Annotated in this window: 19 protein-coding genes and 1 pseudogene; 10 read left to right on the top strand and 10 right to left on the bottom strand. The window is 68.0% G+C overall.

Features of this window, described 5'->3' with window-relative positions; translation table 11 throughout:
- Positions 1–139: 139 nt before the first annotated feature.
- Positions 140–1,057, bottom strand: coding sequence for a LysR family transcriptional regulator (locus tag JI752_RS03995; protein ID WP_216959541.1), 918 nt, complete (start codon positions 1,055–1,057; stop codon positions 140–142).
- A gap of 113 nt (positions 1,058–1,170) precedes the next feature.
- Between JI752_RS03995 and JI752_RS04000 the strand changes: the two genes are divergently transcribed.
- From JI752_RS04000 to JI752_RS04015, 4 genes are all read left to right on the top strand, one after another.
- Complete coding sequence (locus JI752_RS04000) at positions 1,171–2,430, top strand: MFS transporter (RefSeq protein WP_216959544.1); 1,260 nt, start codon at positions 1,171–1,173, stop codon at positions 2,428–2,430.
- Between the two features lie 130 nt (positions 2,431–2,560).
- Positions 2,561–3,820 (top strand): SGNH/GDSL hydrolase family protein, encoded by a 1,260-nt coding sequence (locus JI752_RS04005; RefSeq protein ID WP_345777317.1) that lies wholly within the window; start codon positions 2,561–2,563, stop codon positions 3,818–3,820.
- A 44-nt stretch (positions 3,821–3,864) separates the two neighbouring features.
- On the top strand, positions 3,865–4,893 hold the full coding sequence (locus JI752_RS04010; protein WP_216959550.1) for an aldo/keto reductase: 1,029 nt from the start codon (positions 3,865–3,867) through the stop codon (positions 4,891–4,893).
- A gap of 199 nt (positions 4,894–5,092) precedes the next feature.
- On the top strand, positions 5,093–6,112 hold the full coding sequence (locus tag JI752_RS04015; RefSeq protein ID WP_216959554.1) for a zinc-binding alcohol dehydrogenase family protein: 1,020 nt from the start codon (positions 5,093–5,095) through the stop codon (positions 6,110–6,112).
- Positions 6,113–6,392: 280 nt separating this feature from the next.
- On the opposite strand, the gene JI752_RS04020 is transcribed toward JI752_RS04015, so the two are convergent.
- Genes JI752_RS04020 through JI752_RS04035 form a run of 4 tightly spaced genes read right to left on the bottom strand, consistent with a single transcriptional unit; the run spans position 6,393 to position 12,258 of the window.
- Positions 6,393–7,172 (bottom strand): fructosamine kinase family protein, encoded by a 780-nt coding sequence (locus JI752_RS04020; protein WP_216959557.1) that lies wholly within the window; start codon positions 7,170–7,172, stop codon positions 6,393–6,395.
- A 10-nt stretch (positions 7,173–7,182) separates the two neighbouring features.
- Positions 7,183–9,990, bottom strand: a complete 2,808-nt coding sequence (locus JI752_RS04025; protein ID WP_216959560.1) for an AAA family ATPase — start codon at positions 9,988–9,990, stop codon at positions 7,183–7,185.
- Positions 9,983–10,702, bottom strand: a complete 720-nt coding sequence (locus tag JI752_RS04030; RefSeq protein ID WP_216959564.1) for a hypothetical protein — start codon at positions 10,700–10,702, stop codon at positions 9,983–9,985. The genes JI752_RS04025 and JI752_RS04030 overlap by 8 nt, the downstream gene beginning before the upstream one ends.
- Entirely contained in the window at positions 10,699–12,258 is a 1,560-nt protein-coding gene (locus tag JI752_RS04035; protein WP_216959567.1) for a hypothetical protein, read from the bottom strand. Before JI752_RS04035 ends, JI752_RS04030 begins: the two co-directional genes overlap by 4 nt.
- Positions 12,259–12,619: 361 nt before the next feature.
- On the opposite strand from JI752_RS04035, the gene JI752_RS04040 reads away from it, so the two are divergent.
- From JI752_RS04040 to JI752_RS04055, 4 genes are all read left to right on the top strand, one after another.
- Positions 12,620–12,970, top strand: a complete 351-nt coding sequence (locus JI752_RS04040) for a hypothetical protein (RefSeq protein WP_216959571.1) — start codon at positions 12,620–12,622, stop codon at positions 12,968–12,970.
- 199 nt (positions 12,971–13,169) lie between these two features.
- Entirely contained in the window at positions 13,170–15,227 is a 2,058-nt protein-coding gene (locus JI752_RS04045) for an NADPH-dependent 2,4-dienoyl-CoA reductase (RefSeq protein WP_254200350.1), read from the top strand.
- A gap of 468 nt (positions 15,228–15,695) precedes the next feature.
- Entirely contained in the window at positions 15,696–16,154 is a 459-nt protein-coding gene (locus JI752_RS04050; RefSeq protein ID WP_216959577.1) for a cell wall hydrolase, read from the top strand.
- Between the two features lie 346 nt (positions 16,155–16,500).
- Positions 16,501–17,112: a glutathione S-transferase N-terminal domain-containing protein gene (locus JI752_RS04055; protein ID WP_216959580.1), complete on the top strand. Its 612-nt coding sequence runs from the start codon at positions 16,501–16,503 to the stop codon at positions 17,110–17,112.
- Between the two features lie 60 nt (positions 17,113–17,172).
- Here JI752_RS04055 and JI752_RS04060 read toward each other — a convergent pair whose 3' ends face one another.
- From JI752_RS04060 to prpB, 3 genes are all read right to left on the bottom strand, one after another.
- Entirely contained in the window at positions 17,173–17,706 is a 534-nt protein-coding gene (locus JI752_RS04060) for a hypothetical protein (RefSeq protein ID WP_216959583.1), read from the bottom strand.
- A 343-nt stretch (positions 17,707–18,049) separates the two neighbouring features.
- Positions 18,050–19,201, bottom strand: coding sequence for a 2-methylcitrate synthase (prpC, locus tag JI752_RS04065; RefSeq protein WP_216959586.1), 1,152 nt, complete (start codon positions 19,199–19,201; stop codon positions 18,050–18,052).
- Between the two features lie 246 nt (positions 19,202–19,447).
- Positions 19,448–20,332, bottom strand: coding sequence for a methylisocitrate lyase (prpB, locus tag JI752_RS04070; RefSeq protein WP_216959588.1), 885 nt, complete (start codon positions 20,330–20,332; stop codon positions 19,448–19,450).
- A gap of 97 nt (positions 20,333–20,429) precedes the next feature.
- Here prpB and JI752_RS04075 point away from each other — a divergent pair, with 97 nt between their 5' ends.
- Entirely contained in the window at positions 20,430–21,677 is a 1,248-nt protein-coding gene (locus JI752_RS04075) for a citrate synthase family protein (protein WP_254200181.1), read from the top strand.
- A 91-nt stretch (positions 21,678–21,768) separates the two neighbouring features.
- On the opposite strand, the gene prpE is transcribed toward JI752_RS04075, so the two are convergent.
- Positions 21,769–23,661 carry a propionate--CoA ligase gene (prpE, locus tag JI752_RS04080; protein WP_216959591.1) on the bottom strand — a complete coding sequence of 631 codons (1,893 nt, stop codon included), beginning with the start codon at positions 23,659–23,661 and terminating at the stop codon, positions 21,769–21,771.
- 391 nt (positions 23,662–24,052) lie between these two features.
- Here prpE and JI752_RS04085 point away from each other — a divergent pair.
- Positions 24,053–25,233: pseudogene (locus JI752_RS04085) on the top strand (porin).
- A 160-nt stretch (positions 25,234–25,393) separates the two neighbouring features.
- On the opposite strand, the gene JI752_RS04090 reads toward JI752_RS04085, so the two are convergent.
- The gene (locus JI752_RS04090; protein ID WP_216959593.1) at positions 25,394–26,377 is read right to left on the bottom strand and encodes a malate dehydrogenase; all 984 of its coding nucleotides are present in this window, start codon (positions 26,375–26,377) and stop codon (positions 25,394–25,396) included.
- Positions 26,378–26,455: the final 78 nt, after the last annotated feature.

The raw sequence follows: 26,455 nt of genomic DNA on the forward strand, positions 1-26,455 counted from the left end.
TCGAAGTGTGGACGGCACATCACGGTTGAGGTCCGCTCCCCCTTCGACTTCGGCGCGTCGCGCCTACGCTCAGGACGAACGGAGTAGCGCCCTCGCGGCCACCCCAACCCCTCCCCCGGCGGGAGAGGGCCTCTGATGCTCACCTGCGCAGACAACTCTCCCACGGCGGATCCAAGAACCGCTCCGCCAGGAAATCCGCAAACGCCCGCACGCGCGGTGGTACGAGCCTGCGCTGCGGCATGACGGCGTAGATGCCGCTTTCGGCAATCGGGTAATCGGCCAGCACCTGCACCAGGCGCCCTTCGCGCAGGTCGTTGCACACGTGCCAGCTCGAATGGATGGCGATGCCCAGTCCCGCCACCACGGCATCGCGCACGAGCTCGCCGTAGTTGGTTTCCATGTGCCCGCGCACGCGCACCGCGATTTCGCCCCCGGCGCCGTCGCCGAAGCGCCACACGTCCTGCCGCCCCTGCGTGCCGACCAGCAGCACGCATTCGTGTTCGGTCAGTTCCTGCGGTGTGCTCGGCATGCCGTGGCGGCGCACGTAGTCCGGCGAGGCGCAGAGCACGCGCTGGTTCACCGCGAGCTTGCGCGCCACCAGCGAGGAGTCGTCCAGCGCGCCGATGCGGATCGCCATGTCGAAGCCGGCACTCACCAGATCGACCATCTGGTCGGTCAGGTTGATGCTCAGCTTCACGCGCGGGTGCAGCGCGAGGAACTCCGGCAGCAGCGGCGACAGGTACTGCCGCCCGAACGACGCCGACGCGGTCACGCGCAGCGTGCCGGTGATCTCCTCGGCCGCCTGGCGCAGCCCGCCGGTCAGCGCCTCCAGGTCCTCCACCAGCGGCCGGCCCTGCTCGGCGAGCGCAGCGCCCTCGGGCGTGGCGTGCAGGCGGCGGGTGGTCCGGTGCAGCAGGCGCACGCCCAGGTCGCGCTCCAGCCGCTTCAGGCGCTGGCTGGCCACCGCCACCGACAGGTCCAGGCTGCGCGCTGCCGCGCTGATCGAGCCCAGGTCCAGCACGCGCAGGAACAGGGCGATGTCGCCGATGCGGTCCATGGCGGGCTCCTTCGTGGATTCTCAACGATCCATTGAAACTGATTAGCCATCCTGCCGGTTTCCGAAGAAGATTCAAGCCCCTAGGCTGCCGTCCTCCCTCAGGACCCGCCGCCATGGCCGCCCCTTCCCTACCCGCTTCCCTCTCTGCCGCACCCGGCCCGACGCCCACCGGCCGCCTGCCGCTGGCGCTGTACGCCCTGACCGCCGGCTCCTTTGGCATCGGCTGCGCCGAGTTCGTGATCATGGGCCTGCTGCTGCAGGTCGCCGCCGACCTGCATGTCTCCATCGCCGCCGCCGGCATGCTCGTGTCCGGCTACGCGCTGGGCGTGTTCGCCGGTGCGCCGATCCTGACGCTGCTCACGCGTCGCATGCCGCGCAAGGCCGTGCTGATGGCGCTGATGGGCATCTACACCGTCGGCAACATCGCGTGCGCACTGGCACCGGACTACACCACGCTGATGATCGCCCGCGTGATCACCTCGCTCACGCACGGCACGTTCTTCGGCGTCGGCGCGGTGGTCGCCACCGGGCTGGTGCCGGCCGAGCGCAAGGCCTCGGCGATTTCGATCATGTTCTCCGGCCTTACGCTCGCCACGCTGCTGGGCATGCCTGCCGGCGCGTGGCTGGGTCTGCACCTGGGCTGGCGTTCGACGTTCTGGGCGATGGGCGCGGTGGGCGTGATCTCGTTCGCCGTGATCGCATTGTTGGTGCCGCGCAGCCGCGACACGGCCGAGCCGGTCGCACTGCGCGACGAACTGGCGACCATCGCGCGTCCGCAGGTGCTGCTGGGCCTGCTGATGACGATGCTCGGCTTCGCCGGCGTGTTCGTGGTCATCACCTACGTGCAGCCGTTGCTGACGCAGCTCACCGGTTTCGCCGAAAGCGCGGTGTCCCCGATCCTGCTCGTGTTCGGCGGCGGCATGGTCGTGGGCAACCTGCTCGGCGGCCGCCTTGCCGACCGCAAGGCCACGCCGGCGCTGATCGGCACGCTGCTGGCGCTCGCCGTCGTGTTGGCGGTGATGAGCTTCGCGTTGCGCAGCCAGATCGCGATGGTCGCCTTCGTCGGCCTGCTCGGCATCGCCGCCTTCGCCACCGTGTCGCCGCTGCAGCTGCGCGTGCTGGGCTTTGCCGAAGGCGCCGGACAGAACCTCGCCTCGAGCTTCAACATCGCCGCATTCAACCTCGGCAACGCGATGGGCGCATGGCTGGGCGGCGTGGTGATCGACCGCGGGCCGGGGCTGGCGGCGATCACCTGGGTCGCATCGACCGTGACCGTCGCCGGCTTGCTGGTGGCACTGTGGAGCGTGTGGCTCGAACGCCGCGCGCCGCGTGCACAGGCGCTGCCCGTCGACTGCGTGCCCGAAAGCGCCTGATATCGCCTTGCTCGTCGTTCCCGCGAAAGCGGGAACCCAGCGACTCTCGCGCCGTCGTAGGGCAAAGACACTGGATCCCCGCTTTCACGGGGATGACGGAATCAGAATGGATTCGCTCCTGGAGAATGCCGTGTCGAAACGCTCCGCCCGCCTCGCCTTCATGGCCGCCTCGCTGCTCACCTTCGCGGCGCTCGCACCGCTGCACGCCACGCAAGCTCCGCAACCGACGTGGATCCCCACCTGGACCGCCAGCCCGCAGCCGCGCTGGGACGGTGACTTCGCGCTGCCGACCAACCTGCCCTTCCAGTTCTGGAACCAGACCGTGCGTCAGACCGCGCGCGTCAGCCTCGGCGGCAAGCGCGTGCGCGTATTGCTGTCGAACGAATACGGCACCACGCCGCTTGTCATCGGCGCCGCGCATGTCACCAAGGCCGGCAAGGACGCGACGATCGTCGCCGGCAGCGACCGCGCGCTCACCTTCGGCGGCAAGTCCAGCGTGACGATCCCCGCCGGTGCGCCAATGCTCAGCGATCCGGTCGAACTCGATGTCGCGCCGCTGACGGAGGTCTCGATCAGCCTGCACCTGCCAGAACCCACAGCGCCGGCCACGTTCCACTGGGATGCGCGCCAGACTTCGTACGTCGGCGCGGGCGATCAGACGGCGGCGGTGAAGTTCAAGCACGACACCACGCTCACCACGCGCGTGTTCGTCAGCGCCGTGCTGACCGAGGCGACGCCCGGCGCGCGCACCGTCGTCGCCATCGGCGATTCGATCACCGACGGCAACATGGCGACGATGGAAGCCAACACGCGCTGGCCCGATGCGCTTGCGCAACGATTGGCCCCGCGCAACGTCGCCGTCGCCAATGCCGGCATTTCCGGTGCGCGCCTGCTGCGCGACCGCATGGGGCTCAACGCGCTCGCGCGTTTCGACCGCGACGTGCTCGCCCAGCCCGGCGTGAGCAGCGTGATCGTGCTGCTGGGCATCAACGATATCGGCTGGCACGGCACCCCGCTCGGCCCGGACGAGCCCATCGCGAGCGCCGACGAGCTCATCGCCGGCTACCGCCAGCTCATCGCCCGCGCGCATGCACACGGCGTGCGCATCGTCGGTGGCACGCTGACGCCGTTCGAAGGTGCGCTGCAGGACACGCCGATGCGCGGCTACTTCAGCCTCGACAAGGAACGCGTGCGCCAGGCGGTGAACGCATGGATACGCGACAGCGGCGAATTCGACGCCGTCGTCGATTTCGACGCGATCACGCGCGACCCGGCAAACCCGCGACGCTTCCTGCCGGCGTACGATTCGGGCGACCACCTGCATCCGGGCGACGCGGGCTACCGCGCGATGGCGCAGGCGATCGATCTGGACGCACTGCTGCGCGACTGAGTTCGCATTCCCTCCCCCTCTTTCCCCACCAGAGGATGCATTCGATGGACTACCGTTATCTCGGCAATTCCGGCTTCCGCGTTCCCGCGCTGAGCTTCGGCACCGGCACGTTCGGCGGCAAAGGCGAACTGTTCGGCTCATGGGGCAACACCGACGTGGCCGAAGCGTCGCGCCTGATCGACGTCTGCCTGGACGCCGGCCTGAACCTGTTCGACAGCGCCGACGTCTACTCCGGCGGCGTGGCCGAAAGCATTCTCGGCGCGGCCATCAAGGGCCGGCGCGACAAGGTGCTGATCTCGACCAAGGCCACGTTCCGCTTCGACGAGAACGATCCCAACGCGGTGGGCTCCTCGCGCTTCCACCTGCTGCGCACCGTGGACGCGCAGCTCAAGCGCCTGGGCACGGATTACATCGACCTGTTCCAGCTGCACGGCTTCGATGCGAAGACGCCGGTGGAGGAAACGCTGCGCACGCTCGACGACCTCGTGCGCGCGGGCAAGATCCGCTACCTGGGCGTGTCGAACTTCTCCGGCTGGCACCTGATGAAATCGCTCGCCGCCGCCGATCGCCACGGCTGGACGCGCTACGTCGCCAATCAGGCGTACTACTCGCTGATCGGCCGCGATTACGAGTGGGAACTGATGCCGCTGGGCATCGACCAGGGCGTCGGCGCGGTGGTTTGGAGCCCGCTGGGCTGGGGGCGCCTCACCGGCAAGATCCGCCGCGGCCAGCCGCGTCCGGAAGTGAGCCGCCTGCACGCCAGCGCCGACTACGGCCCGCCGGTGGACGAGGAACATCTGTATCGCGTGGTCGATGCACTCGACAAGGTTGCCGAGCAGACCGGCAAGACCATTGCGCAGATCGCGCTGAACTGGCTGCTGCAGCGACCCACGGTGTCGACCGTGGTGATCGGTGCGCGCAACGAAGAGCAACTGAAGCAGAACCTCGGCGCGGTCGGCTGGAACCTCACACCGGAACAGGTCGCGCTGCTGGACGAAGCCAGCGCGCGCACGGCGGTGTATCCGTACTGGCATCAGGCGGGGTTCTCGGAGCGGAATCCGTCGCCGGTGTGAGTTAGTTCGGCCACCGCTCCCTTCGCCCCTCCCCTCCAGGCGATCGCCCCTCTCCCCTTGCGGGAGAGGGACAGGTTCGCGAAGCGAGCCAGGGAGAGGGGTGTGGCCGCTGTAATGGCACGCGCTTCGCGCGCCCCCTCTTCCGCCCCTTCAGGGCACCTTCTCCCGCAAGGGGAGAAGGAAATGCCGGAGTTCCAGAATGAAAGCCATCGCCCTCACCCGCTACCTCCCCATCGACGACGCGCAGTCACTGGTCGATATCGAACTGCCCGACCCGCCCAAGCCCACCGGTCACGACCTGCTAGTGCGTGTCGAAGCCGTCTCGGTCAATCCCGTCGACACGAAAGTACGCTCGCCCAAACCGCAGGTCGAAGCGCAGCCGAAGGTGCTCGGCTACGACGCCGCGGGCATCGTCGAAGCCGTCGGCGACAAGGTCACGGCTTTCAAGCCCGGCGATCGCGTGTATTACGCCGGCGATATCACCCGTCCCGGCAGCAATGCGCAATTGCAGCTCGTGGATGCGCGCATCGTCGGTCGTCCGCCGTCGTCGTTGGACCAGGCGCAGGCCGCCGCGCTGCCGCTCACCGCGCTCACCGCGTGGGAGCTGCTGTTCCAGCGCATGCCTTACGACAGCGAGAACGGCGGCAAAGGCAAGACGCTGTTGATCATCGCCGGCGCCGGCGGCGTGGGTTCGATCGCGATCCAGCTTGCACGCCGCGCCGGCTTCACCGTCATCGCCACCGCTTCGCGCGAGGACACCATCGCGTGGGTGAAGGAGATGGGCGCGCACCACGTCATCGACCACCGCCAGCCGCTCGCGCCGCAGCTGTCGGCGCTCGGATTCGATACGGTCGATGCCGCGCTGAACCTGTACGACACCAGCGGCTACTGGGAGCAGCTGGGCGAAGTGCTCGCGCCGCAGGGCCATGTCGGCCTCGTCGTCGAGCCGAAAGAACCCGTGCGCCTGGGCGACCCGTACAAGTTCAAGTGCATCGGCATCCACTGGGAAATGATGTTCGGCCGCCCGCGTTTCCAGACGGCGGACATGGACGAACAGGGCCGCATCCTCGATCGCGTCGCCCAGCTGATCGATTCCGGCGAGCTGCGCGGCACGCATCACGACACGCTGTCGCCGATCAACGCGCAGAATCTGCGCGAGGCGCATCGCCGCCTGGAGTCGGGGACGACGATCGGGAAGCTGGTGTTGGCGGGCTGGTGAGTGGCGCTTGCGCAGCCGGCGTGCAGCACGCCAACTGCAACCTGACGCGGGGAATTCCTGCCGTCTCCCAATTCCGTCATCCCGGCGAAAGCCGGGATCCATCTTGATCTCGACCTTCGCAGCGCCCACGTGCCTCGCGAACAGCCAAATGGATTCCAGCTTTCGCTGGAATGACGAGAGGGGGCGGGAGGCATGACGGCCTGGATTCCGGCCTTCGTCGGAATGACGGTAACGGAGGGGAAACGGCGTAGCCTGGGCAAGCGCAGCGCACCCGGGCGGGTCACACAAACCGCGCCAACACCTCACGCACGCCACCCAGATAACTGCCACCGAACAGATTGAGGTGGTTGAGCAGGTGGTACAGGTTGTAAACCGGCGCGCGCTCGCGCCAGTCCGGCGCGGGCTTGGCGATGCCCTCGTAGGCACGCCAGAACGCCTCCGGCGGTGCGCCGAACAGCGTGAGCATCGCCAGCTCCGATTCCGCCCAGCCGAAATGCACGGCGCCGGCATCGATCAGCGCGGGTGCGCCATCCCCACAGCAATGCAGGTTGCCCAGCCACAAATCGCCATGCAGCAGCACCGCCGGTTGCGGCGGGATCAGCTTGTGCAGGCGCGCGCACAGCGCGTCGACCGCATCCACGTCGTCGGCCGCGAGATGCCCTGCATCGAACGCGCGTCGCGCCTGCGGCAATAGACGATGCTGCGCGAAGAAGCGCCAACCGTCGTCCGCCCACGCATTCGACTGCGGCGTCGGCCCGCAGTAACCGTCGCGCTTGAAGCCGAACCGCGCGTTGCCGATCGCATGCTGCGCGGCCAGGCCTTCGCCGGCCTTCGTCCAGAAGCCGTCCTTCTGCACGCCGTCGCCGAGGTCCTCCAGCACCAGGCGTTCGGGTTCCAGCGCGAGCACGCGCGGGACACGCATCGCGCCCGCACCGGCCAATGTCGCCAGCCCTGCCGCTTCGGCACTGAAGAAATCCGCCGGCGCGCCCGGCCATCGCTTCACCACGACCGCGAGATTGCGGTACGTGGTGTGCTGGATCTGCTGGCGGCCGGTGTTCATCGCGTGCGTCTTACGCCGCTTCCGCGTCGGCACGACGATCGCGCTTGAGCACCGCCACCGGCTCCGCCCACGCATTGCCGCCACGGCGCTTGCTCGTGGCCAGCACCAGGTCGGACGGCTCGAACACGTTGAGGTTGTGCGTGATCGGCGTGGTCAGGATGTACTGCGCATCGGTCGAACGCAGGAAGCGGCCGACCTTCTCGATGTTGAACACGTCCAGATGCGCGAACGGTTCGTCGATGAAGACGAAGCCGCCCGGCTGATCCTCGTCGCGCAGCAGGCCGACGAGCAGCAGCAGCGACTTCATGACCTGCTGGCCGCCCGAAGCCTCGCCGTCGTCCAGGCCGATCCAGCCCTTGCGGTCGAAATCGAACTTCACCGTCAATCCCGCCTGCGCGAGTGCGACGTCCTCGTTCACCAGCTCCGGCATTTCAACGTCGACACCGATGCCCGCCAGTTCGCCCAGCGACGCCAGGTTCTTCTTGTAGCGACGCACGGTCGCGCGCAGCACGTTCATGTACGCACCGCGCGCTTCTTCGGTGATGCGGCGGGCGCGATGCAGATGCGCCTCGCGCTTGCCAATGGCCGATTCGAGTCCGTCGTGGTCGGCGGCAAACTTGTCGCGCATCGCGATGCAGGCCGCATCCACGATGTAACCGCCGCGTTGCAGGCGTTCGTCGATGCGTTCGATCTCGCGACGCACCGCGCCGGCGCTTTCGTATTCCTCGCGCGCCTGTCGCAGCGACTCGATCGAACGCCACGCCACCGGCATCAGCGCGCGCTTCCTGCGGAAGTCGACGATGCGTTGCACCAGCTGAGAGCGCTCCTGCGCGATCTGCTGGCCGCGCTCGCGCAGTTCGTTGTCGAGCGAACGGATCTCGCCCGCGCGCGTGGCGCCGGCGATGCCTTCGGCCTTGTCTTCGGCCTCCAGTCCGTCCAGTCGCGAACGCGCTTCGGCCAGCGCAAGGCCCGCCTGCTGCGCGGCCTCGGCCATCGCCGGCATGCGCTCGGCGGCGTCGGCGAATTCGGCCGCGCGCGTCACCAGCTCCTGTCCCGCGTCGAGCCCGAGCAGGCGCGACTGCTCGGCATCCACACGCTTGCCCAGCTCGCTCAGTTCGTCTTCGCGTGCGTGTGCGCGCTGCTGGATTTCGATCTGCTCGGCGCGCAGTTCCTCCAGCCTCACCTGGCGTGCGCCGCTGCCGAAGTGCGGTGCACCGCCGCCGATGTGGCGACCGCCGCGGTGCTCGCGCAGATAGCCCTTGCGCGTGATCCAGTCCTGCCCCTTCGGCAGTCGGCGGCCGTCGTCGATGTCCTCCACGCGCTGGACCTTGTCCAGTTGCTTGGGCAGCCACGCCGGCGGCTCGCTGGAGAACTTCACGATCTCCAGCAGCGAGCCCTTGGTCGCCTTCTCCACGGGCGCCCGCGCGCCGACGACGAAATGGCGGTACTGCATGCGTTCGCCGAGCTTCCACGCGGCGGCTTCATCGCGCGGGTTTTCCAGCACGATCAGGTGACGGTACGGCGCGAGCACGGCTTCCACCGCCACCGACCACTTCGGATCGACGATGTCGACCAGCTCGGTGAGCACGCGGTGCTCGATGCCCGCCTCGTCCAGCGCGTTACGGAAGTCGCGTTCGAACGGTTCGACGATGCGACCGCCGCCGCTGAGCGCGGCGACCTGCGCGGCGATCTCGCCCGTGCGCTTGCGGTCGCGCTCGCCTTCCAGCTTGAGTTCCGCCTGGCGACGGCGGCCTTCCTCGATGCTGCGGCTCAGCGCTTCGACGTCGACGACGCCGCGCTGGGCCTGCACGCGCGCCAGTTCGTCGCGACGCCGCACGAGCACTTCGGCGTCGCGCGCGTGGTCGCGCGCGGTGGTGAATTCGGCCTCGCATGCACGCACGTCGGCGCGGGCGCGCTCGATGGCGGCACGCAACTCGTCGCGCTGTCCGGTCGCACCGGACTCGCGCGTGCGCAGCTGGGCATGCACGCGTTCGCGTTCGCGCAGCGCGCGGCGCAGGCCGGTCAGGCGCGGGCGCGCGCCTTCCAGCGTGGCGCGCAGGTCGGCCAGTTCGATCTTCGGTGCGATCTCGGCCTGCAGGCGCTGGCGCTGGTTGTGCAGCGCCTGCCCTTCCTCGAACGAACGCACGTCCACGCGCGCCGATTCGAGCTTGAAATGCAGCTCGCCCAGGCCGTGGCGCAGCTGTTCGATTTCCTTCTCGACGTCGAGCTGTTCGTTCTTGGCGCGCTGGTAATCGTCCAGCACGGCCTTGTCTTCGAACACGTCGAACACCAGTTGCAGCAGCTCGCGCGGCGACAGCTGGCAGAGCTTGTCGGTCGCACCCTGTTCCAGCGTGAGCACGCGGCAGATCGCGCGCGTCAGGCCCGCGCCGGCCAGGCGCACGCGGTAGTCGCGCACGCCGAGCCATTCGCCGCCCTGATCGAGCTGTTCGACCGGCACGTCGCCGGCGACGATCTGGTAATCGCGCGACCAGTCGCCGCCACGCTTGCGGATGCGACAGGCCAGCGTCACGGCCTCGTCCTTGATCGGGAAGAACGGACGGCCGCCGCGGCGGTCGGGGCGGTTGCTGACGACGGCGCGCAGCCAGGCCTGGCCCTTGCCGTTGTGGCGCAGGTAGGTCTTGTAGTCGCGCGCGGTGTCGCGGTCCTCGATGGCCAGCAGCGTGCGCAGCGCATCGAGCAGCGTGGTCTTGCCCGAACCGTTCGGGCCGACGACGGTGATGACGGAGGCATCCAGCGGCAGCTGGAAGCGCTGCCAGTAATCCCAGTGCACGACTTCGAGGCTGCGGAACTCAAACATCGGCCTGCGCCTCCAGTGATTCGTCGGTGGTGTCGAGCACGTCGTCGTCCTCGATGCTGTCGGCATTGGCGGCCTGCGTCGCGCGCGCCTGTTCGACGACGTAACTCAGCGCGCCGTCCATCACGCGGCTGGCGATGCGTTCGTAGTCGAAGGCCAGGTCGAGCAGCGGGCCTTCGGCGATGCGCTCCTTGCGACGCACGATAAAGCCGTGGCGCTGCAACGCGCCCAGCGAAAGATTGATGCGGAACTTGCCGCCGAGCTTGTCGCCGAAGTCGGCGACGAGCGTGCGTTCGTTGATGGGCTCGACCATGTCCTGGCCGATGGGCACCGGCTTGAGTTCGGCGAACATCTGCTCCTGGTCCTGCTGGCGATCGCTTTCCTGCCGTGCGATCTGGCGCTGGCGTTTGGGCAGCACCAGCAGCGACCACAGCACGACCAGCAACGCGAGCGCGTCGCGGTCCAGTTGCAGGTTGCTCGCGGCCCAGGCGCGTGCGCTTCCGAAGACTTCGTTCTCCTGCGCGCGCGCCACGCCCACGGCGACGTATGCAGCGTAGGGATGTTCGAGCAGGCGCATGCCGGCGGCGGCGAGGCGACGGTCGAGTTCGTCGCGAAGTTCCGCGTCGACCAGGACCTGGCGCACCGCGTGGTCGTCGCGCGGCAGCCAGCGTTCGGCGAGCAGTCGGGCGATCAGGGTGGCGGTGGGGTCGCTCATTGGGGTTCCGGGGTAGTTGCGGCGGAGGTCGCGGGCTTCTGCCGCTTCGGCTTTTGTTCTTGCTCGTCATTCCCGCGAAGGCGGGGTCTTTCGGTCCGCCGCACGGCGGCACTCTCCAGTGCCTTGGCTGTTCCCTGTGCGCTTGTGGGTTTCAAGTCGCTGGATCCCCGCTTTCGCGGGGATGACGATGGGAGAGCGGCAGCGTCATCGGCTGTGGTGGCGTCGCCGTGGAGGGGCCATTCGTCGCCATCGGATACATCGCGCGCTCCGGATTCGACCATTGCATCGCCCTGCCCCACCAACCACGCCCGGCTCATGTACGCCACGCCCGCGCGCCCCACGTCCTCGAACTGCGTCCCCACTTTCCAGCGCAGCGGCAGTTGCGCGATGGAGGCGCTGACGCCGTTGCGGTTCTCCGCGCCGGGGTCGCCGATCAGGCCGAGCAGCGACAATCGGTACGCACTCACCGCGAAACCGTCCTGCGGCACCCAGTCCGACAGCGTGGTGTCGACGTCCGCATCCAGCGATGCCAGCTGCGACAGCCACTGCTCGGCGTGCGCGTAGTCGTTCTCGGCGACCGGCGCCTGCGTGTCGTGCGGTGCGCTCTGCGCCGGGGGCAGCGACGCGTCTTCCTGCGCTTCGCGCTCGCGTTCGACCAGTTCGTACTCGGCGATGTCCAGCGCGATGGGCGCCAGCACGAAGGCCGGCGCGACCACGTGCGCGAGCGCGTCGTGCGACAGCGCGGCGAGCGCGTCGGCGTCCATGCCGCGCAGGTAGCGGTTCACATCGGTGGACGACAGGCCGCTGGCGCCGATGTGCACGCGGTGGCGGTCGAGCTGGTTCAGCGCACGCTGGAACACCGAGGCCTGCCGCAGCATCGCGCTCTGCGCGCGGCCGATCTGCTGGGCGACGCGGTGCGTGGCCGCGTCGAGTTCTTCGTCGGCGGCGATTTCCTTGACGATCGCCGTGCCCTTCTCCACCCACTGCCACACCTGCTGCAAGGTGCCGGCGGCGCGCTGGATGCGGTGTTCGGAACCGCTGAGCACGGCCTGATCGAAGTCCTCGCGGTATTCGTTGAGGCGCGACAGCAGGTGCTGCAGGTCGTCGCCGCGCACCTTGCCGACCGACTGGCCGGCGGCAAGCTGCGCGGTGACGTAGGCCAGCTCGTCGCCTTCGCGGTTGAACTGCAGCAGCAGGCCGATGGACGACAGCGCCTGGCGGCCAACCGGACTGATGCGGTAACGCTGGGTGTCGTTGTCCCAGCGCAGCAGGTCGTTGTCGCGCAGGCGGCCCAGCACGGTGTCGAACTTCACCGGATCCAGGTAGGCGAAGTGATCGCGCAGTTCCTGCGGGGTCCAGTCCGGCGCGGCGCCGCGCTCGCCGATGGCACGCAGCACCAGCAGGCGCACCATCACGCTCTCCTCGCCGCCGTGGAACAGGGTCGAGAAGGCGCGCAGGAGGTCGCGGGCGGAAAGCAGCGGGTGCAGGTCGGGCAGATCGGCCGCGACGATGCCGTCGCGCAGATAGTCCTGCAGGGGTGCGGAAACGTCGTCCATGGAGGACCGGAAACTACGGGTGAGCCATGGTGGGTGAGGGGCGGGCGCGAGACAACTCTTGCGCGGCGGGCGGATTTGAGAGTGAGGCATGCCATCGAGGGCTAGGCTGCGGCGTAGCCCGGGTAAGGCGCAGCCGCATCCGGGGTTGGGGGGGCGTCGGATCGGTCTGGGCGTCGGATCGAACGTCCCGGGTGCGCTTCGCTTACCCGGGCTACGGGCTGTGTCACGTTTCCCGTTCCATCACTCCCGCCCACCCGCCGCCGGTCGCAAAGCCTGCTGCTGTCGATTCATTCCCGCGCCGTTCGTCGTATGCAGGAGGGCCGACGACCTGCCGTCCCCTCATCAACGAAGGAGTGACCTGATGAAACGATTCCTCGCCGTGTTCCTGGGTTCGCAGGCGTCGATGGACGCCTGGAAGGCCCTGTCCGAGGACGAGCGCAGCCGCCGCGAGAAGGCCGGCATGGAGGCCTGGGGCCAGTGGGTCGGCAAGCACCAGAAGGCCATCGTCGACAACGGCAGCCCGTTGGGGAAGACCAAGCGGATCAGCGCCAAGGGCGTGGGCGACGTGCGCAACGAGCTGGCCGCCTGGACGGTGGTCGAGGCGGACTCACACGAGGCCGCGGCGCGTATGTTCGAAGGCCACCCGCACTTCACGATCTTCCCGGGCGATGCGGTGGAGGTGATGGAGTGCCTGCCGATGCCGGAGGGGTGAAATAGGCCGACTGCCCTGCCTCTGCCCCTCCCCCTGCTTGCAGGGGAGGGAGATGACGGCCGAGAGGCTTCGTGCTTCCGGCGGCCTCCAATCAACTTCGGGCACCCGACCCGACGAACGCGCTTGAACGCCGCCGGCTTTCCCGTCATCGTGCCGGCTTCCGTACGCCAGCGTATTCATCATGACGATCGCCAGCCCGTTGAGCCCGGCCCCGGAGCCGATTTCGGTCCAGTCGCCGCACTCGCTCTACCCGCACCTGTTCGCGCCGCTGGACCTGGGCTTCTGCACCCTGCCCAACCGCGTGCTGATGGGGTCGATGCACACAGGGCTGGAGGACAAGGCCGCGGATTTCCCCAAGCTCGCCGCCTACTTCGCCGAACGCGCGGCCGGTGGCGTCGGCTTGATCGTCACCGGCGGCTTCTCGCCCAACCTCGCCGGCTGGCTCAAGCCCTTCGGCGGGACGATGCGCTTTCCGTGGGAGGTGAGCCGGCATCGCCAGGTGACCGGCGCGGTGCACGCGCACGGCGGGCGCATCTGCCTGCAGATCCTGCACGCCGGCCGCTACGGCTACAGCCCGCTGCAGGTGGCGCCGAGCAAGTTGAAGGCGCCGATCAACCCCTTCACGCCGCGCGCCCTGTCGGCCGGCGGCGTCGAGCGGCAGATCCGCGCCTTCGTGCGCAGCGCGACGATGGCGCGCGAGGCCGGCTACGACGGCGTCGAGGTCATGGGCTCGGAGGGCTACCTGCTCAACCAGTTCACCGCGCCGCGCACCAACAAGCGAAGTGATGCCTGGGGCGGCGACGCCGGCAAGCGCATGCGCTTCGCGGTGGAGATCGTGCGCCGCATCCGCGAGGCCTGCGGGCCGGATTTCATCATCGTCTACCGCTTGTCGATGCTGGACCTGGTCGACGACGGCCTGGCCTGGGACGAGGTCGTGCAGCAGGCCAAGGCGATCGAAGCCGCCGGCGCGACGCTCATCAACACCGGCATCGGCTGGCACGAGGCGCGTATCCCGACCATCGCCACTTCGGTGCCACGCGCGGCCTTCACCGGCATCACCGCGCGGCTGAAACCGCACGTGCGCGTGCCGCTGGTGACGACCAACCGCATCAACATGCCCGACGTCGCCGAGGGCATCCTCGCGCGCGGCGAGGCGGACATGGTGTCGATGGCGCGGCCGCTGCTGGCCGACGCGCAGTGGGTGAACAAGGCGCGCGAGCAGCGCGCGCTCGATATCAATACGTGCATCGCGTGCAACCAGGCCTGCCTGGACCACGTGTTCCAGAACAAGACCGCCAGCTGCCTGGTCAATCCGCGCGCCTGCGCGGAGACCGAACTGAACTACACGCCGACCGCGAATCCGAAGCGCATCGCGGTCGTCGGCGCCGGCCCGGCGGGCATGGCGACGGCGGCCGTGGCGGCCGAGCGCGGGCATCGCGTGACGCTGTTCGAGGCCTCGGGCGAGATCGGCGGCCAGTTCAATCTGGCCAAGCGCATCCCCGGCAAGGAGGAGTTCCACGAGACCCTGCGCTACTTCGGCCGCCGGCTGGAGCAGACGGGCGTGGAGGTCCGCCTGGGCACCTACGCCGAGGCCGCCACGCTGGCCGGCTTCGACGCGGTCGTGCTGTCCACGGGCATTCGCCCACGCGAGGTGGATTTCCCGGGTGCCGACCATCCCAAGGTCGTCTCCTACATTGACGTGCTCACCGGGCGCGTCGTGCCGGGGCGCAAGGTGGCGATCATCGGCGCCGGCGGCATCGGCTTCGACGTGGCGGAGTTCCTGGTCGAACATGGCCCCAGCGCCGCGCTCGACCCCGCGCGCTGGCGCGCCGAATGGGGCGTGGACCTGGGCTACGACGGCAACCGCGGCGGCCTGGCCGCGCCGGAGCCCGAGGCGCCCGCGCGCGAGGTCTGGCTGCTGCAGCGCAGCCCCGGTCGCCCGGGCGCCCGCCTGGGCAAGACCACGGGCTGGATCCACCGCGCCACGCTGAAGGCCAAGAAGGTGCGGATGCTCGGCGGCGTGGAATACCTGGGCGTGGACGACGAGGGCCTGCACGTGCGCGTGGACGGCAGCGATCAGGTGCTGGCGGTCGATCACGTGGTGATCTGCGCCGGCCAGGAACCCTTCAAACCGCTGGCCGATGAGCTGGCGGCGCAAGGCACTCCGGTGCACGTGATCGGCGGTGCGGACGTGGCCGCGGAGCTCGATGCCAAGCGCGCGATCAACCAGGGCAGCCGCCTCGCAGCCGCCCTTTGACCGAACTGCGCAAGCCTTGCAGGGCGGGGCCTGCAAGGCTGCCAAACGTACGAAACCGCATCGTCGAAACAGCGGCGCGGTCACCGGTTCGCTCCGAAGCTGAACAGGCCGTTGGGATTTCCGGGCATCGACAGTCCGGACAAATATCCTTTCGCAACAATCAGTTGCGCTGTCCGGTCGGATTTTCCAGCCGGATCGACAGGCCCCGGTCAAGTCCCCTGTATTCACGTAGCGTTTAGATTCGCAAAGCTACCGTGCGCCAACTTTTTCAGCCGCCCCGCTTGGGCGGCGACCCTCACCGCCCGCGCACCCGATCTTCCGCGCGGCTTTGGTGAATGGGCAAAAGCGCGCCGTAGAGTGCGCTGCCCTCCCCAGTACGCCATGCCGGTTCGTGCCGTGGTTGCCGTCCTCCTCATAGGAAGCGGACCTCGAAGCGGATCGGCGCAACGGAGCAAGGAGTCCGATTAGATGAAACTGGCTTGGATCCTGTGGCTGGCCTCTGTGCTTCCGCCGCAAACCGCCGATTCGCTGTGCCTGAGCACCACCGTCTACCTGGAAGCGCGCGACCAGTCGGTCCGCGGCCAGAAGGCGGTCGCCGAGGTCGCCCTGCGCCGCCGTGACAGCGGGCTGTGGGGCAACACCGTCTGCGACGTGGTGACCGCGCGCAAGCAGTTCGCGCCGACCCTGGTCTCGCCTGCCACGCGCCTGAGCAACACCGAGGCGTGGGCGGAGGCCGTCACCATCGCCCTCGACGCCGAGCGCAACTGGGCCCTGCCGCCCGGCCAGCGCAAGGAGATCGTCCCGGGCGCGAGCCACTTTGCCGCGCATGCGATCGCCAGCCCGTCGTGGCGCACGGCGTATCAGGTGGCGACGATCGGCGATCACACCTTCTATAAGGTGCAGTCGTTGAAGCCGAAGCGCTCGTAAGCGCTGCGCTTTTTCGGGTCGCCTGCGGCGGCCTGTCCCTCTCGCGCAAGGGAAGGGGCTGTGCATGACAGGCATCCATACCCCGTTCGCCCTGAGCGTAGGCCGCAGGCCGAAGTCGAAGGGTGGATGGGCCGGAAACACATCGGACTTCCCCGCCCTTCGACTTCGCCGCTCCGCGGCTACGCTCAGGGCGAACGGTTCCGTGGAAAACACCGCCTGGTCGCAACGGTAAATGCGTCCCCGGCCAGTGCGCCCAAGGCAATAGTCCGTTTCACACCGTCGCATTGAGGCGGGGACGGGCCATCGTCCATAGTTCGGGATTGCCGCACTTTCGAGGGATCCCCGCATGAAGCTCTACACCAAGCCCGGCGCGTGCTCGACCGCCGACCACATCGCCCTGCAGTGGACCGGCCAGCCCTTCGCGCTGGAGATCCTCGACAAGGAGACGATGAAGGCTCCGGCCTACCTGGCGATCAACCCGTCCGGCGCGGTGCCGGCGATCGTCGACGGCGACTTCGTGCTGACCCAGAACGCCGCGATCATGGGCTACATCGCCGACACCTTCCCCGAGGCCGGCCTGGCCGGCGACGGCAGCCCGCGCCAGCGCGGCGAAGCCGCCCGCTGGCTGGCCTTCGTCAATTCCGATATCCACCCGGCCTTCAAACCGCTGTTCGGACCGGCCGCCTTCATCGCCGACGAGGCCCAGCACGACGCCGTGAGGGACGCCGCGCGCAAGCGCGTGCGTGGGCTGTTCGAGTCGGCCGACCGCCAGCTCGCCGGCAAGCAGTGGATCGCCGGTTTCCGCAGCTACGCCGACCCCTACCTCTACATCACGCTGCGCTGGGCCGACGGCCTGGGCATCGACCTGTCCGGACTGGCCAACCTGGCGTCCTTCAAGGCGCGCATGGAAGCCGACCCGGGCGTGCAGAAGGCGCTGAAGATCGAAGGCCTGGCGTAAGCAAGGCGCACGGCGACGCGGAGGCGGTCCGGCCGCCTCCGTGTTCTCACCGCGGTGGCCTCAGGCTTCCGCGAGCGAGCGGAAACGCCGCTCCATCTCCATCGCGAATCCCACATCCCGGGCCTTGCCCAACGCCGTGTGGAAATCCGGCAACAGGGCCAGCAGGTCGCCGACGTCGCTGCAGCGTTCGACCTTGAGCTGCAGGAAGTACCCCCGCAGGCCCAGGTGCTCGCGCACCGTGTCGGACATCAGCGTGTACAGCGCGGAGTAGCCCACGGCCGATGCGATCGGCGCGGACGCCGTGGCGGCAGCCGGCTCGATCGCTGCGGGCCCCGGACGGGCGGCCTCGCGGATCGTGGCGGCCGCAGCGGCGGCCAGGCTCTGCGGCACGGCGATCAGCCCCATCGCTTCGAGCTGGGCCAATGCATCGTCCGGCCCCTTGAGCCCGCCGATCACGCCACGCAGCTGGCCGACATTGCGTTGGCCATCCACCATCAGCAGGATCGAGCGGAGCACGTTGGGCAGCTTCAGCGCGCGACTCTGAATCTCGTCGCGCCCGGCATCGGTCTTGTTCGGCACTTCGTCATCGCGCATGGTTTCCCCCAAACCACTAGCCACGAATGCCGGCCGACTATGCCACGGCCGGGCGTGGCGCGCGCGTGCCCGTGTTCATGGCCGCCTTCGGCAACGCAAAGGACTTCGTGCGTGCTGTTGCTGTTCCCTTCTCCCCTTGCGGGGGAAGGTGCCCCAAAGGGGCGGAAGAGGGGACGCGCGTAGCGCGTGCTGTACGGCAGCGGCCCTACCCTTTCCCTGGCCGCCTTCGGCGGCCTGTCCCTCTCCCGCAAGGGGAGAGGGATTTACACCCCTGAGTTCGTACTCGCCAAAGAAAAGGGCCGCATCGCGCGGCCCCTTCCTGTCTTGCAAACGTCGAATGCGATCAGCGCTTTTCGATCGGCACGTACGCGCGATCTTCCGGCCCGACGTAGTTCGCGCTCGGACGGATGATCTTGCCGTCCTCGCGCTGCTCGATCACGTGCGCGCTCCAGCCGGTGGTGCGCGCGATGACGAACAGCGGCGTGAACATCGGCGTCGGGATGCCCATCATGTGGTAGGCCGATGCGCTGTACCAGTCGAGGTTCGGGAACATCTTCTTGGTGTCCATCATCAGGTTTTCGATGCGCTCGGACACGTCGAACAGCGTCTGGTTGCCGCCGTCCGCGCACAGCTTGCGCGAGATCTCCTTGATGATCGGATTGCGCGGATCGCCGATGGTGTACACCGGGTGGCCGAAGCCGATGATGATTTCCTTCTTCTCCATGCGCGCACGGATGTCCGCCTCGGCCTCATCGGCGGTGCCGTAGCGGCTGATGATGTCCATCGCCACTTCGTTCGCGCCGCCGTGCTTGGGGCCGCGCAGCGCGCCGATGGCGCCGGTGATGCACGAATGCAGGTCCGAGCCGGTACCGGCGATCACGCGCGCGGTGAAGGTGGACGCATTGAACTCGTGTTCGGCGTAAAGGATGAGCGACTTGTCCAGCGACAGCGCATGCAGCGCGCTCGGCGCTTCGCCGTGCAGCAGGTGCAGGAAGTGCGCGGCGACGGAATCATCGTCCGTCTCGACGTCGATGCGGCGGCCGTTGCGGGTGAAGTGCCACCAGTACAGCAGCATCGAACCGAAGCTGGCGATGAGCTTGTCGGCGATGTCGCGGGCTTCGGAGGCCGGATGGCCTTCGCGCTCCGGCAGCACCGTGCCCAGCACCGAGCAACCGGTGCGCAGCACGTCCATCGGGTGCGCGTTGGCGGGCACCAGTTCCAGCGCTTCGGACACGATCGCCGGCAGGCCACGCAGGCGCTTGAGCTTGGCCTTGTAGGCCTTCAGTTGCGACGTCGTCGGCAGCGCGCCGTGCACGAGCAGGTGCGCGACTTCCTCGAACGTCGACTCGGTGGCCAGGTCGTGGATGTCGTAACCGCGGTAGTGCAGGTCGTTGCCGCTGCGGCCGACGGTGCACAGCGCGGTGTTGCCCGCGGCGGTACCGCTCAGGGCGACGGATTTCTTGGCCTTGGGCAGGACCTGGTTGGTCTCGGTCATGTGGGTATTCCTCCTCGTGCTTGTCCGGTCGTACCGGGGTGCGACGTTGTCAATTTTGCAGGGTGGCAAAGGGGATTCGATCAGATCAAAGCCTGACTGCGACGAGGTGTCGCAGGCGACCGTGGTGGGCACCTATCGCGCCCGCCACGGTCGAAATGGCGGACCGGACGCGCCGGCGGAGATAGGGACAGGGGGACTCAACGGGAAGGCCCTGTACGCTCCGTCGGCCGACCTTTTCATCGCGCCTTACTTCTTGCTCGCGAACAGCGCGTCGAGCTTGTCCTCGAACGCGTGGTAGCCGATGCGATCGTACAGTTCCTCGCGGGTCTGCATGGTGTCCACCACGTTCTTCTGGTGGCCGTCGCGACGGATGGCGGTGTAGACATTTTCTGCCGCCTTGTTCATGGCGCGGAACGCCGACAGCGGGAACAGCTGGATCGCCACGCCCACCGAGGCCAATTCGTCGCGGGTGAACAACGGCGTCTTGCCGAACTCGGTGATGTTGGCCAGCACCGGCACCTTCACCGCGTCGACGAAACGCTGGTAGGTGGGCAGGTCGTAGGCGGCCTCGGCGAAGATGCCGTCGGCGCCGGCCTCCACGCAGGCGATGGCGCGCTCGATCGCCGCGTCCACGCCATCCACGGCGATGGCGTCGGTGCGGGCGATCAGGAAGAAGTCCGGATCGGTCTTCGCATCGGCGGCGGCCTTGACGCGGTCGACCATCTCGCCCTGCGACACGACCTCCTTGCCCGGACGATGGCCGCAGCGCTTGGCCCCGACCTGATCCTCGATGTGACATGCGGCGGCGCCGGCCTTGATCAGCGACTTCACCGTGCGCTCGATGTTGAACGCGCTGGGCCCGAAGCCGGTGTCGATGTCCACCAGCAGCGGCAGGTCGCATACGTCGGTGATGCGGCGCACGTCGATCAGCACGTCCTCCAGCCCGGAGATGCCCAGGTCCGGCAGGCCCAGCGAGCCGGCGGCGACGCCGCCGCCGGAGAGGTAGATCGCGCGGTAGCCGGCGCGCTGGGCCAGCAGCGCGTGGTTGGCGTTGATGGCACCGATGACCTGCAGGGGCTTTTCGGCGGCGAGGGCGGCGCGGAAACGGGCGCCTGCGGAAGCGGAACTCATGGGGGAACTCCTGTCTGCGACGGGTGCCAATCTGGCACCATCCCACTGGTTGATCAATCTTGATCGTTCCAATCAATCTGTCTGGCAATCTATCGCCATGGACGACCTCCTCTCCGCCCGCGACACCTGCCGTCTGCTCGGCATCAGCCGGGCCACGCTGTACGCCTACGTCAGCCGCGGCCTGCTCGAATCGCGCCCCGGCCCCGACCACCGCAGCCGCCTGTACCTGCGCCAGGACGTGGAGCGGCTGGCGGAGCGCCAGCGCATCGGTCGCGGCGCAGCGCGCGGGGCGGCGCAGAGCCTGGATCGCGGTTTGCCCGTGCTGGAGACGCGGATCTCGCTGATCCGGCCGGACGGGCCGTACTACCGCGGCCGTTCGGCGATCGCGCAGGTGCGCGCCGGTGCCAGCCTGGAGGACACCGCGCGTCTCCTGTGGGACTGCGGCAGCGACGACCCCTTCGCGATGGCGGTGCCGGGCTGGCCGGACACCGTGGCGAGCATCGCCGTCGACGCACGTCTGCCGCCGCTGGAACGCACGATGGCGGCGATTCCGCTGCTGGCGCTGCAGGAGCGCCATTCGTTCAACTCGGCGCCGCAGGTGCGGCATCGCGTCGCGGCGACGCTGCTGCGTCAGAACGCCGCGCTGCTGGTCGCGCAACCGCCGTCGGCCGATCCCGTGCATCGCGTGCTGGCACGCGCGTGGCGGCCGGGCGATGCGGCATTCGAGGACCTCGTGCGCGCCGCACTGGTGCTGTGCGCCGACCACGAACTCAACGTCTCCGCCTTTGCCGCGCGCGTGGTCGCTTCGACCGGTGCGCATCTGCACGCGACGGTGTGCAGCGGATTGGCGGCCTTGTCGGGGCCGCGCCACGGCGGCGCCACGGCACGCGCCTACGCATTGATCGCCGAAGCGTCTCAGGCCGATTCGCCACGCGATGCGATCGCAGCGCGATGGCAGCGCGGCGACGACCTGCCCGGCTTCCGCCATGCGCTGTACCCGGACGGCGATCCACGCGCGGCGGAACTGCTGCAACGCCTGCGCGACGCGGCGCCGGATCCGGCGCAGCTGGATGCACTCAACGCGATGGTCGAAGCCACCGAGGAAATCAGCGGTCAGCACCCGAACATCGACTTCATGCTCGCCGCGATCTGCCACGCCTATGCATTGCCGGCGACGCCGGCGCTGGTGATGTTCGCCGCCGGGCGCCTCGCCGGCTGGCTGGCGCATGCGCTGGAGCAGCAGGCGCACGGTGGACTCATACGACCGCGTGCGCGCTATGCGGGTGTGCAACCGGGCGGAGTGGAAGAGCACGCCGCAGCGGTATCTCCTCACCATTCGCCCTGAGCGTAGGCGCGCAGCATCGGTCGGTCGCAGCCCCGTCCGCCCTTCGACTTCGCTCCGCTACGCTCAGGACGAACGGGAAATACGTCCGGTGTCAGCCTCCTGTATCGGGGCCCCGCTCCAGCGCGCGCTTCACTTCCTCCAGCGCACCGGGGTCGTCGAGCGTGGACAGATCACCCGGATCGCGACTCTCCGCCAGCGCCTGCAACGAACGCCGCAGCAGCTTGCCCGAGCGCGTCTTCGGCAACGCGTTGACCACGTACACGCGCGCCGGCTTCGCCACGCCACCGAGTTGTTCGACCACGCGCTGCTGCATCGCAGCGGCCGCATCGGCAGGCGATTCGTCGGGACGCTTGAGCGTGGCGAACACGACCGGTACCTGACCCTTGAGTTCGTCGTGCACGCCGATGACGGCGGCCTCGGCGACACTGGGATGCGTGGAGCACGACTCCTCGATCTCGCGCGTGCCCAGGCGGTGACCGGCGACGTTGATGACATCGTCGGTGCGGCCGAGGATGAAGGTGTAGCCGTCCTCGTCGCGGATCGCCCAGTCCAGCGAGCTGTAGACGAGCTGCTTGAAGTGGCTGAAGTAGCTGGAAAGGAATCGCGCGTCGTCGTTCCACACCGTCGTCAGGCAGCCCGGCGGCAGCGGCGGCTCGATCACCAGCACACCCTTCTCGCCGGCCTTCACGTCCTCGCCGCTGTTGTCGTCGATCACGCGCAGCTTGTAGCCCGGCGTGGGCAATCCGGGCGAACCGAACTTCACCGGTTTCAGGTCCAACCCCGGCATCAGCGACAGCACCGGCCAGCCGGTTTCGGTCTGCCAGTAGTTGTCGATGATGGTCTTGCCGATGCCGTCGGTGATCCAGTGCGCGGTGGGTTCGTCCAGCGGTTCTCCGGCGAGGAACAGCCACTGCAGCTTCGACAGGTCGTGCTTCTTCAGGAACGCGGGATCCTGTTTCTTCAACACACGGATGCCGGTGGGCGAGGAGAACATCGTGCGCACGCCGTACTGCTCGCAGATGCGCCACCACACGCCGGGGTCGGGATTCGTCGGTAGGCCCTCGTACAACACCGAGGTCGCGCCGGCGATCAGCGGCCCGTACACGTTGTACGAATGCCCCACCGCCCAGCCGACATCGGACGTGGAGAACATCACCTGCCCCGCGCGCACGTCGTAGATCGACCACATCGACAACGCCAGCGCGACCGCGTAACCGCCGACATCGCGTTGCACGCCTTTTGGCTTGCCCGTAGTGCCCGACGTGTACAGCAGATAGCTGGGCTCGTTGGATTCCAGCCATTCGACGTCGACTTCCTCGCCGTCGTACTGCGCGTGGAGCGCGGCATAGTCCGCGTCGCGGCCTTCCACGTTCGTACGTTGCGGATCGAGCCCGCGATCGACGATGAGCACCTTAGGAGGCGGCGATTTCGCCGCAGCGCAGGCGGCATCGACCAGCGGCTTGTACGCAATCACCTTGCCGCCGCGCATGCCGGCGTCGGCGCAGATCAGCAGCTTCGGTGTCGCATCGTCGATGCGCAGCGCCAGGTTGTGCGAGGCGAAACCGCCGAACACCACCGAATGCACCGCACCGATGCGCGCGCAGGCCAGCATCGCGAACACGGCCTCGGCCATGTTCGGCATGTAGATCACCACGCGATCGCCGCGGCCGACGCCGAGCGAACGGATCACCGCGGCGAAGGTGTTCACTTCGCGATGCAGCTCGCGGTACGTGATCTCGCGCGTGACCTTGGTTTCCGATGAGATCGCCACGAGTGCCAGCTGGTCGCCGCGTTCGTGCAGATGGCGGTCGACGGCGTTGAAGCACAGGTTGGTTTCGCCGCCGACGAACCACTTGCGGAATGGCGGAGTGGAATAGTCGAGGATCCGCTCCGGCGGCTTGTGCCAGTGGATCGCCCTAGCCTGCTCGCCCCAGAACTCCTCGGGCTGTTCGATCGAGCGGCGATAGAAGTCTTCGTAGCGCATGGCGGGGCCTTTCCAACGACGATCCGTCGAGGCTAGTCCGTGACACGTGAGCGTTCGTTACGACGATGGTCGAAGAGGCTGCGTGATGGCACGCCTGCGCACGTAAGCGGTTGATTTGGCAGGAACGCTCCCGAGCCCCGCTGCACGACATGGCGCGATGCAGCAAGGCGCGATGCGCGCAACGTCCAATTTTCAGCCGGTCGAGGCTGGCGCGTGGCGGCATTGTTGCGCCCCGTCCGCTTGCCTTGCTCGCACCGCTTGCAGCGCGAGCTGGCGAATCCGACGCCTGCGTCGGAACCGTTCAATGCGACCTCCAGCGTCGAAAGCGACTGACCCCTTCGCGTCCGTGCGCGACTTCGCACGCCTCCTTCTTCCGAACGACCGACTTCCCATGAATCCATCGATCCTGGCCGCCGCACTGGCCGGCCTGCTGCTTTGTGCGACCGACGCGACGGCCGGCGACTTCGACGCCTGGCCGACGCACCACACGTTCGCCGACGGCACCGATCTTTCCGCTTCCCTCAACTTCGCTTACGACCTCAACGATTTCTCCGGCGATCGCGGCTATGGAACGGCCACGACAACGCTGCACGACGACGATGGCATGCGCCGTCGCGAGTTCGGCGCCGCGCTGAAGAAGAAGGGCGTTTACGACGCCACTGTCGGCATGGACTTCGAAACGAACACCTGGCTCGATGTCGCACTGCGCGTGGAGACCAAGGCGTTGTTCGGACAGGACATGGGCCGCATCCGCGCGGGCTATTTCAAGACGCCTGTCGGTTTCGAGAGCAATTCGGCATCGCGCGCGGGCAGCCTGATGGAGAACGCGGCCGCGTCGCAGGCGGTGTTCGAAGGCCGACGCACGGGCGTTGAGTGGTCGCTCGCGCGACCTGATTACGCTTTCAGCGCCGCGTACTCCTGCAGGGCGACAACCCCGGCACGACGGCGGCGGCGCGCGCGTTCTGGCTGCCGCTTCACGGTGACGCGCGCGTGCTGCATCTGGGCGTGTCCGCGTCGGTGGAGAATCCGCACGGCAACACTGACGGGCGCGGCATCTACACGGCGCCGGGCGCGCGCTTCCGCGCACGTCCGCAAGCCGGCCTTACTGATGTGCGGCTGGTCGATTCGGGCAAGCTGATGCATGTGGACCGCATCGACCGTGCGGGGCTGGAGGCCCTGTGGATCGACGGCCCCTGGTCACTGCAGGGCGAATACCTGGTTGGCAGCGCGCAGCGCGATGATGGCTTGCGCGATTTCACCGCGCAGGGCGGCTACGTTACCGGCAGCTGGCTGCTCACGGGGGAATCGCGCCCTTACTCCGGCGGGAACGTCGCCAATGTGAAACCCGCGAAGGGCTTCGGTGCAGTGGAATTGCTGGCGCGCTACGGCCACCTCGATCTGAACGACGCGGGCATCGCCGGCGGCCGCCAGCGCGACATCACCTTCGGCGCGAACTGGTATCTCACTTCGCACTTCAAGTTCCAGGCGAACTACGTGCACGTTCTGGATGAGAAGCGCGCGGCGTATTCGGCGACCGACGAGGTGGAACTGCGGGCGCAGGTGCAGTTCTGATTCTGATCTCTTATCGACGCTCTTAATCTGTCATTCCCGCGGAATGACGACAGCAAGCACGAAGCGATGTAGCAGCCGACAGCTGCATCAACGAAAAAGGGCGGCCATTGGCCGCCCTTTTTCGTCTCGCGCGACTGCCGAAACAGTCGCGCGATGCGGATTACAGCAGGTGCGAAACGCCGGCGTGCTCTTCTTCCAGCTCGGCCAGCGTCTTGTCGATGGCCTTCTGGCTGAAGTCGTCGACCGGCAGGTCCTTCACCATCGTGTACTCGCCGTCCTTCGTGGTCACGGCGAAGCCGAACATCACGTCCTTCGGAATGCCGTAGCTGCCGTCGGACGGAATGCCCATCGTCACCCACTTGCCGTTGCTGCCCAGCACCCAGTCGCGCACGTGGTCAATGGCGGCGTTGGCAGCCGAAGCAGCCGACGACAGCCCGCGCGCTTCGATGATCGCCGCGCCGCGCTTGCCGACCTTGGGGATGAACTCGTTCGCGTTCCAGTCGGCGTCGTTGATCTTGTCCTTCAACGAAGCGCCGCCCACGGTGGCGAAGCGGTAGTCGGGGTACATCGTCGGGCTGTGGTTGCCCCACACGACCAGCTTCTCGATATCGCCCACGGCGACGCCGGCCTTGTTGGCCAGCTGCGACAGCGCGCGGTTGTGGTCCAGGCGCAGCATCGCGGTGAAGTTCTTCGCCGGCAGGTCCGGCGCCGACTTCATGGCGATGTAGGCATTGGTGTTGGCCGGGTTGCCGACGACGAGCACCTTCACATTGCGCGAGGCGACCTTGTTCAGCGCGGCGCCCTGGGCGGTGAAGATCTTCGCGTTTTCCAGCAGCAGGTCCTTGCGCTCCATGCCCGGGCCGCGCGGACGCGCGCCGACCAGCAGGGCGATGTCGGCGTCCTTGAACGCGACTTCCGCGTCATCGGTGCCGACCATGCCGACGAGCAGCGGGAACGCGCAGTCTTCCAGCTCCATCATCACGCCCTTGAGCGCGGCCTGGGCCTTCTCCATCGGCAGCTCGAGCATCTGCAGGATGACGGGCTGGTCCTTGCCGAGCATTTCGCCGGAAGCGATGCGGAACAGCAGCGAGTAACCGATCTGGCCGGCAGCACCGGTGACGGCAACGCGGACGGGGGTCTTCATGGTGAAACTCCGGGATTCGTGATTCGGGATTCGTGATTCGGAAACAGCGGCAGCGCTACGGGAGGATTCGGGATCCGC

It is taken from the genome of Lysobacter sp. MMG2, from assembly GCF_016735495.2.
Lineage (GTDB): Bacteria > Pseudomonadota > Gammaproteobacteria > Xanthomonadales > Xanthomonadaceae > Lysobacter_J.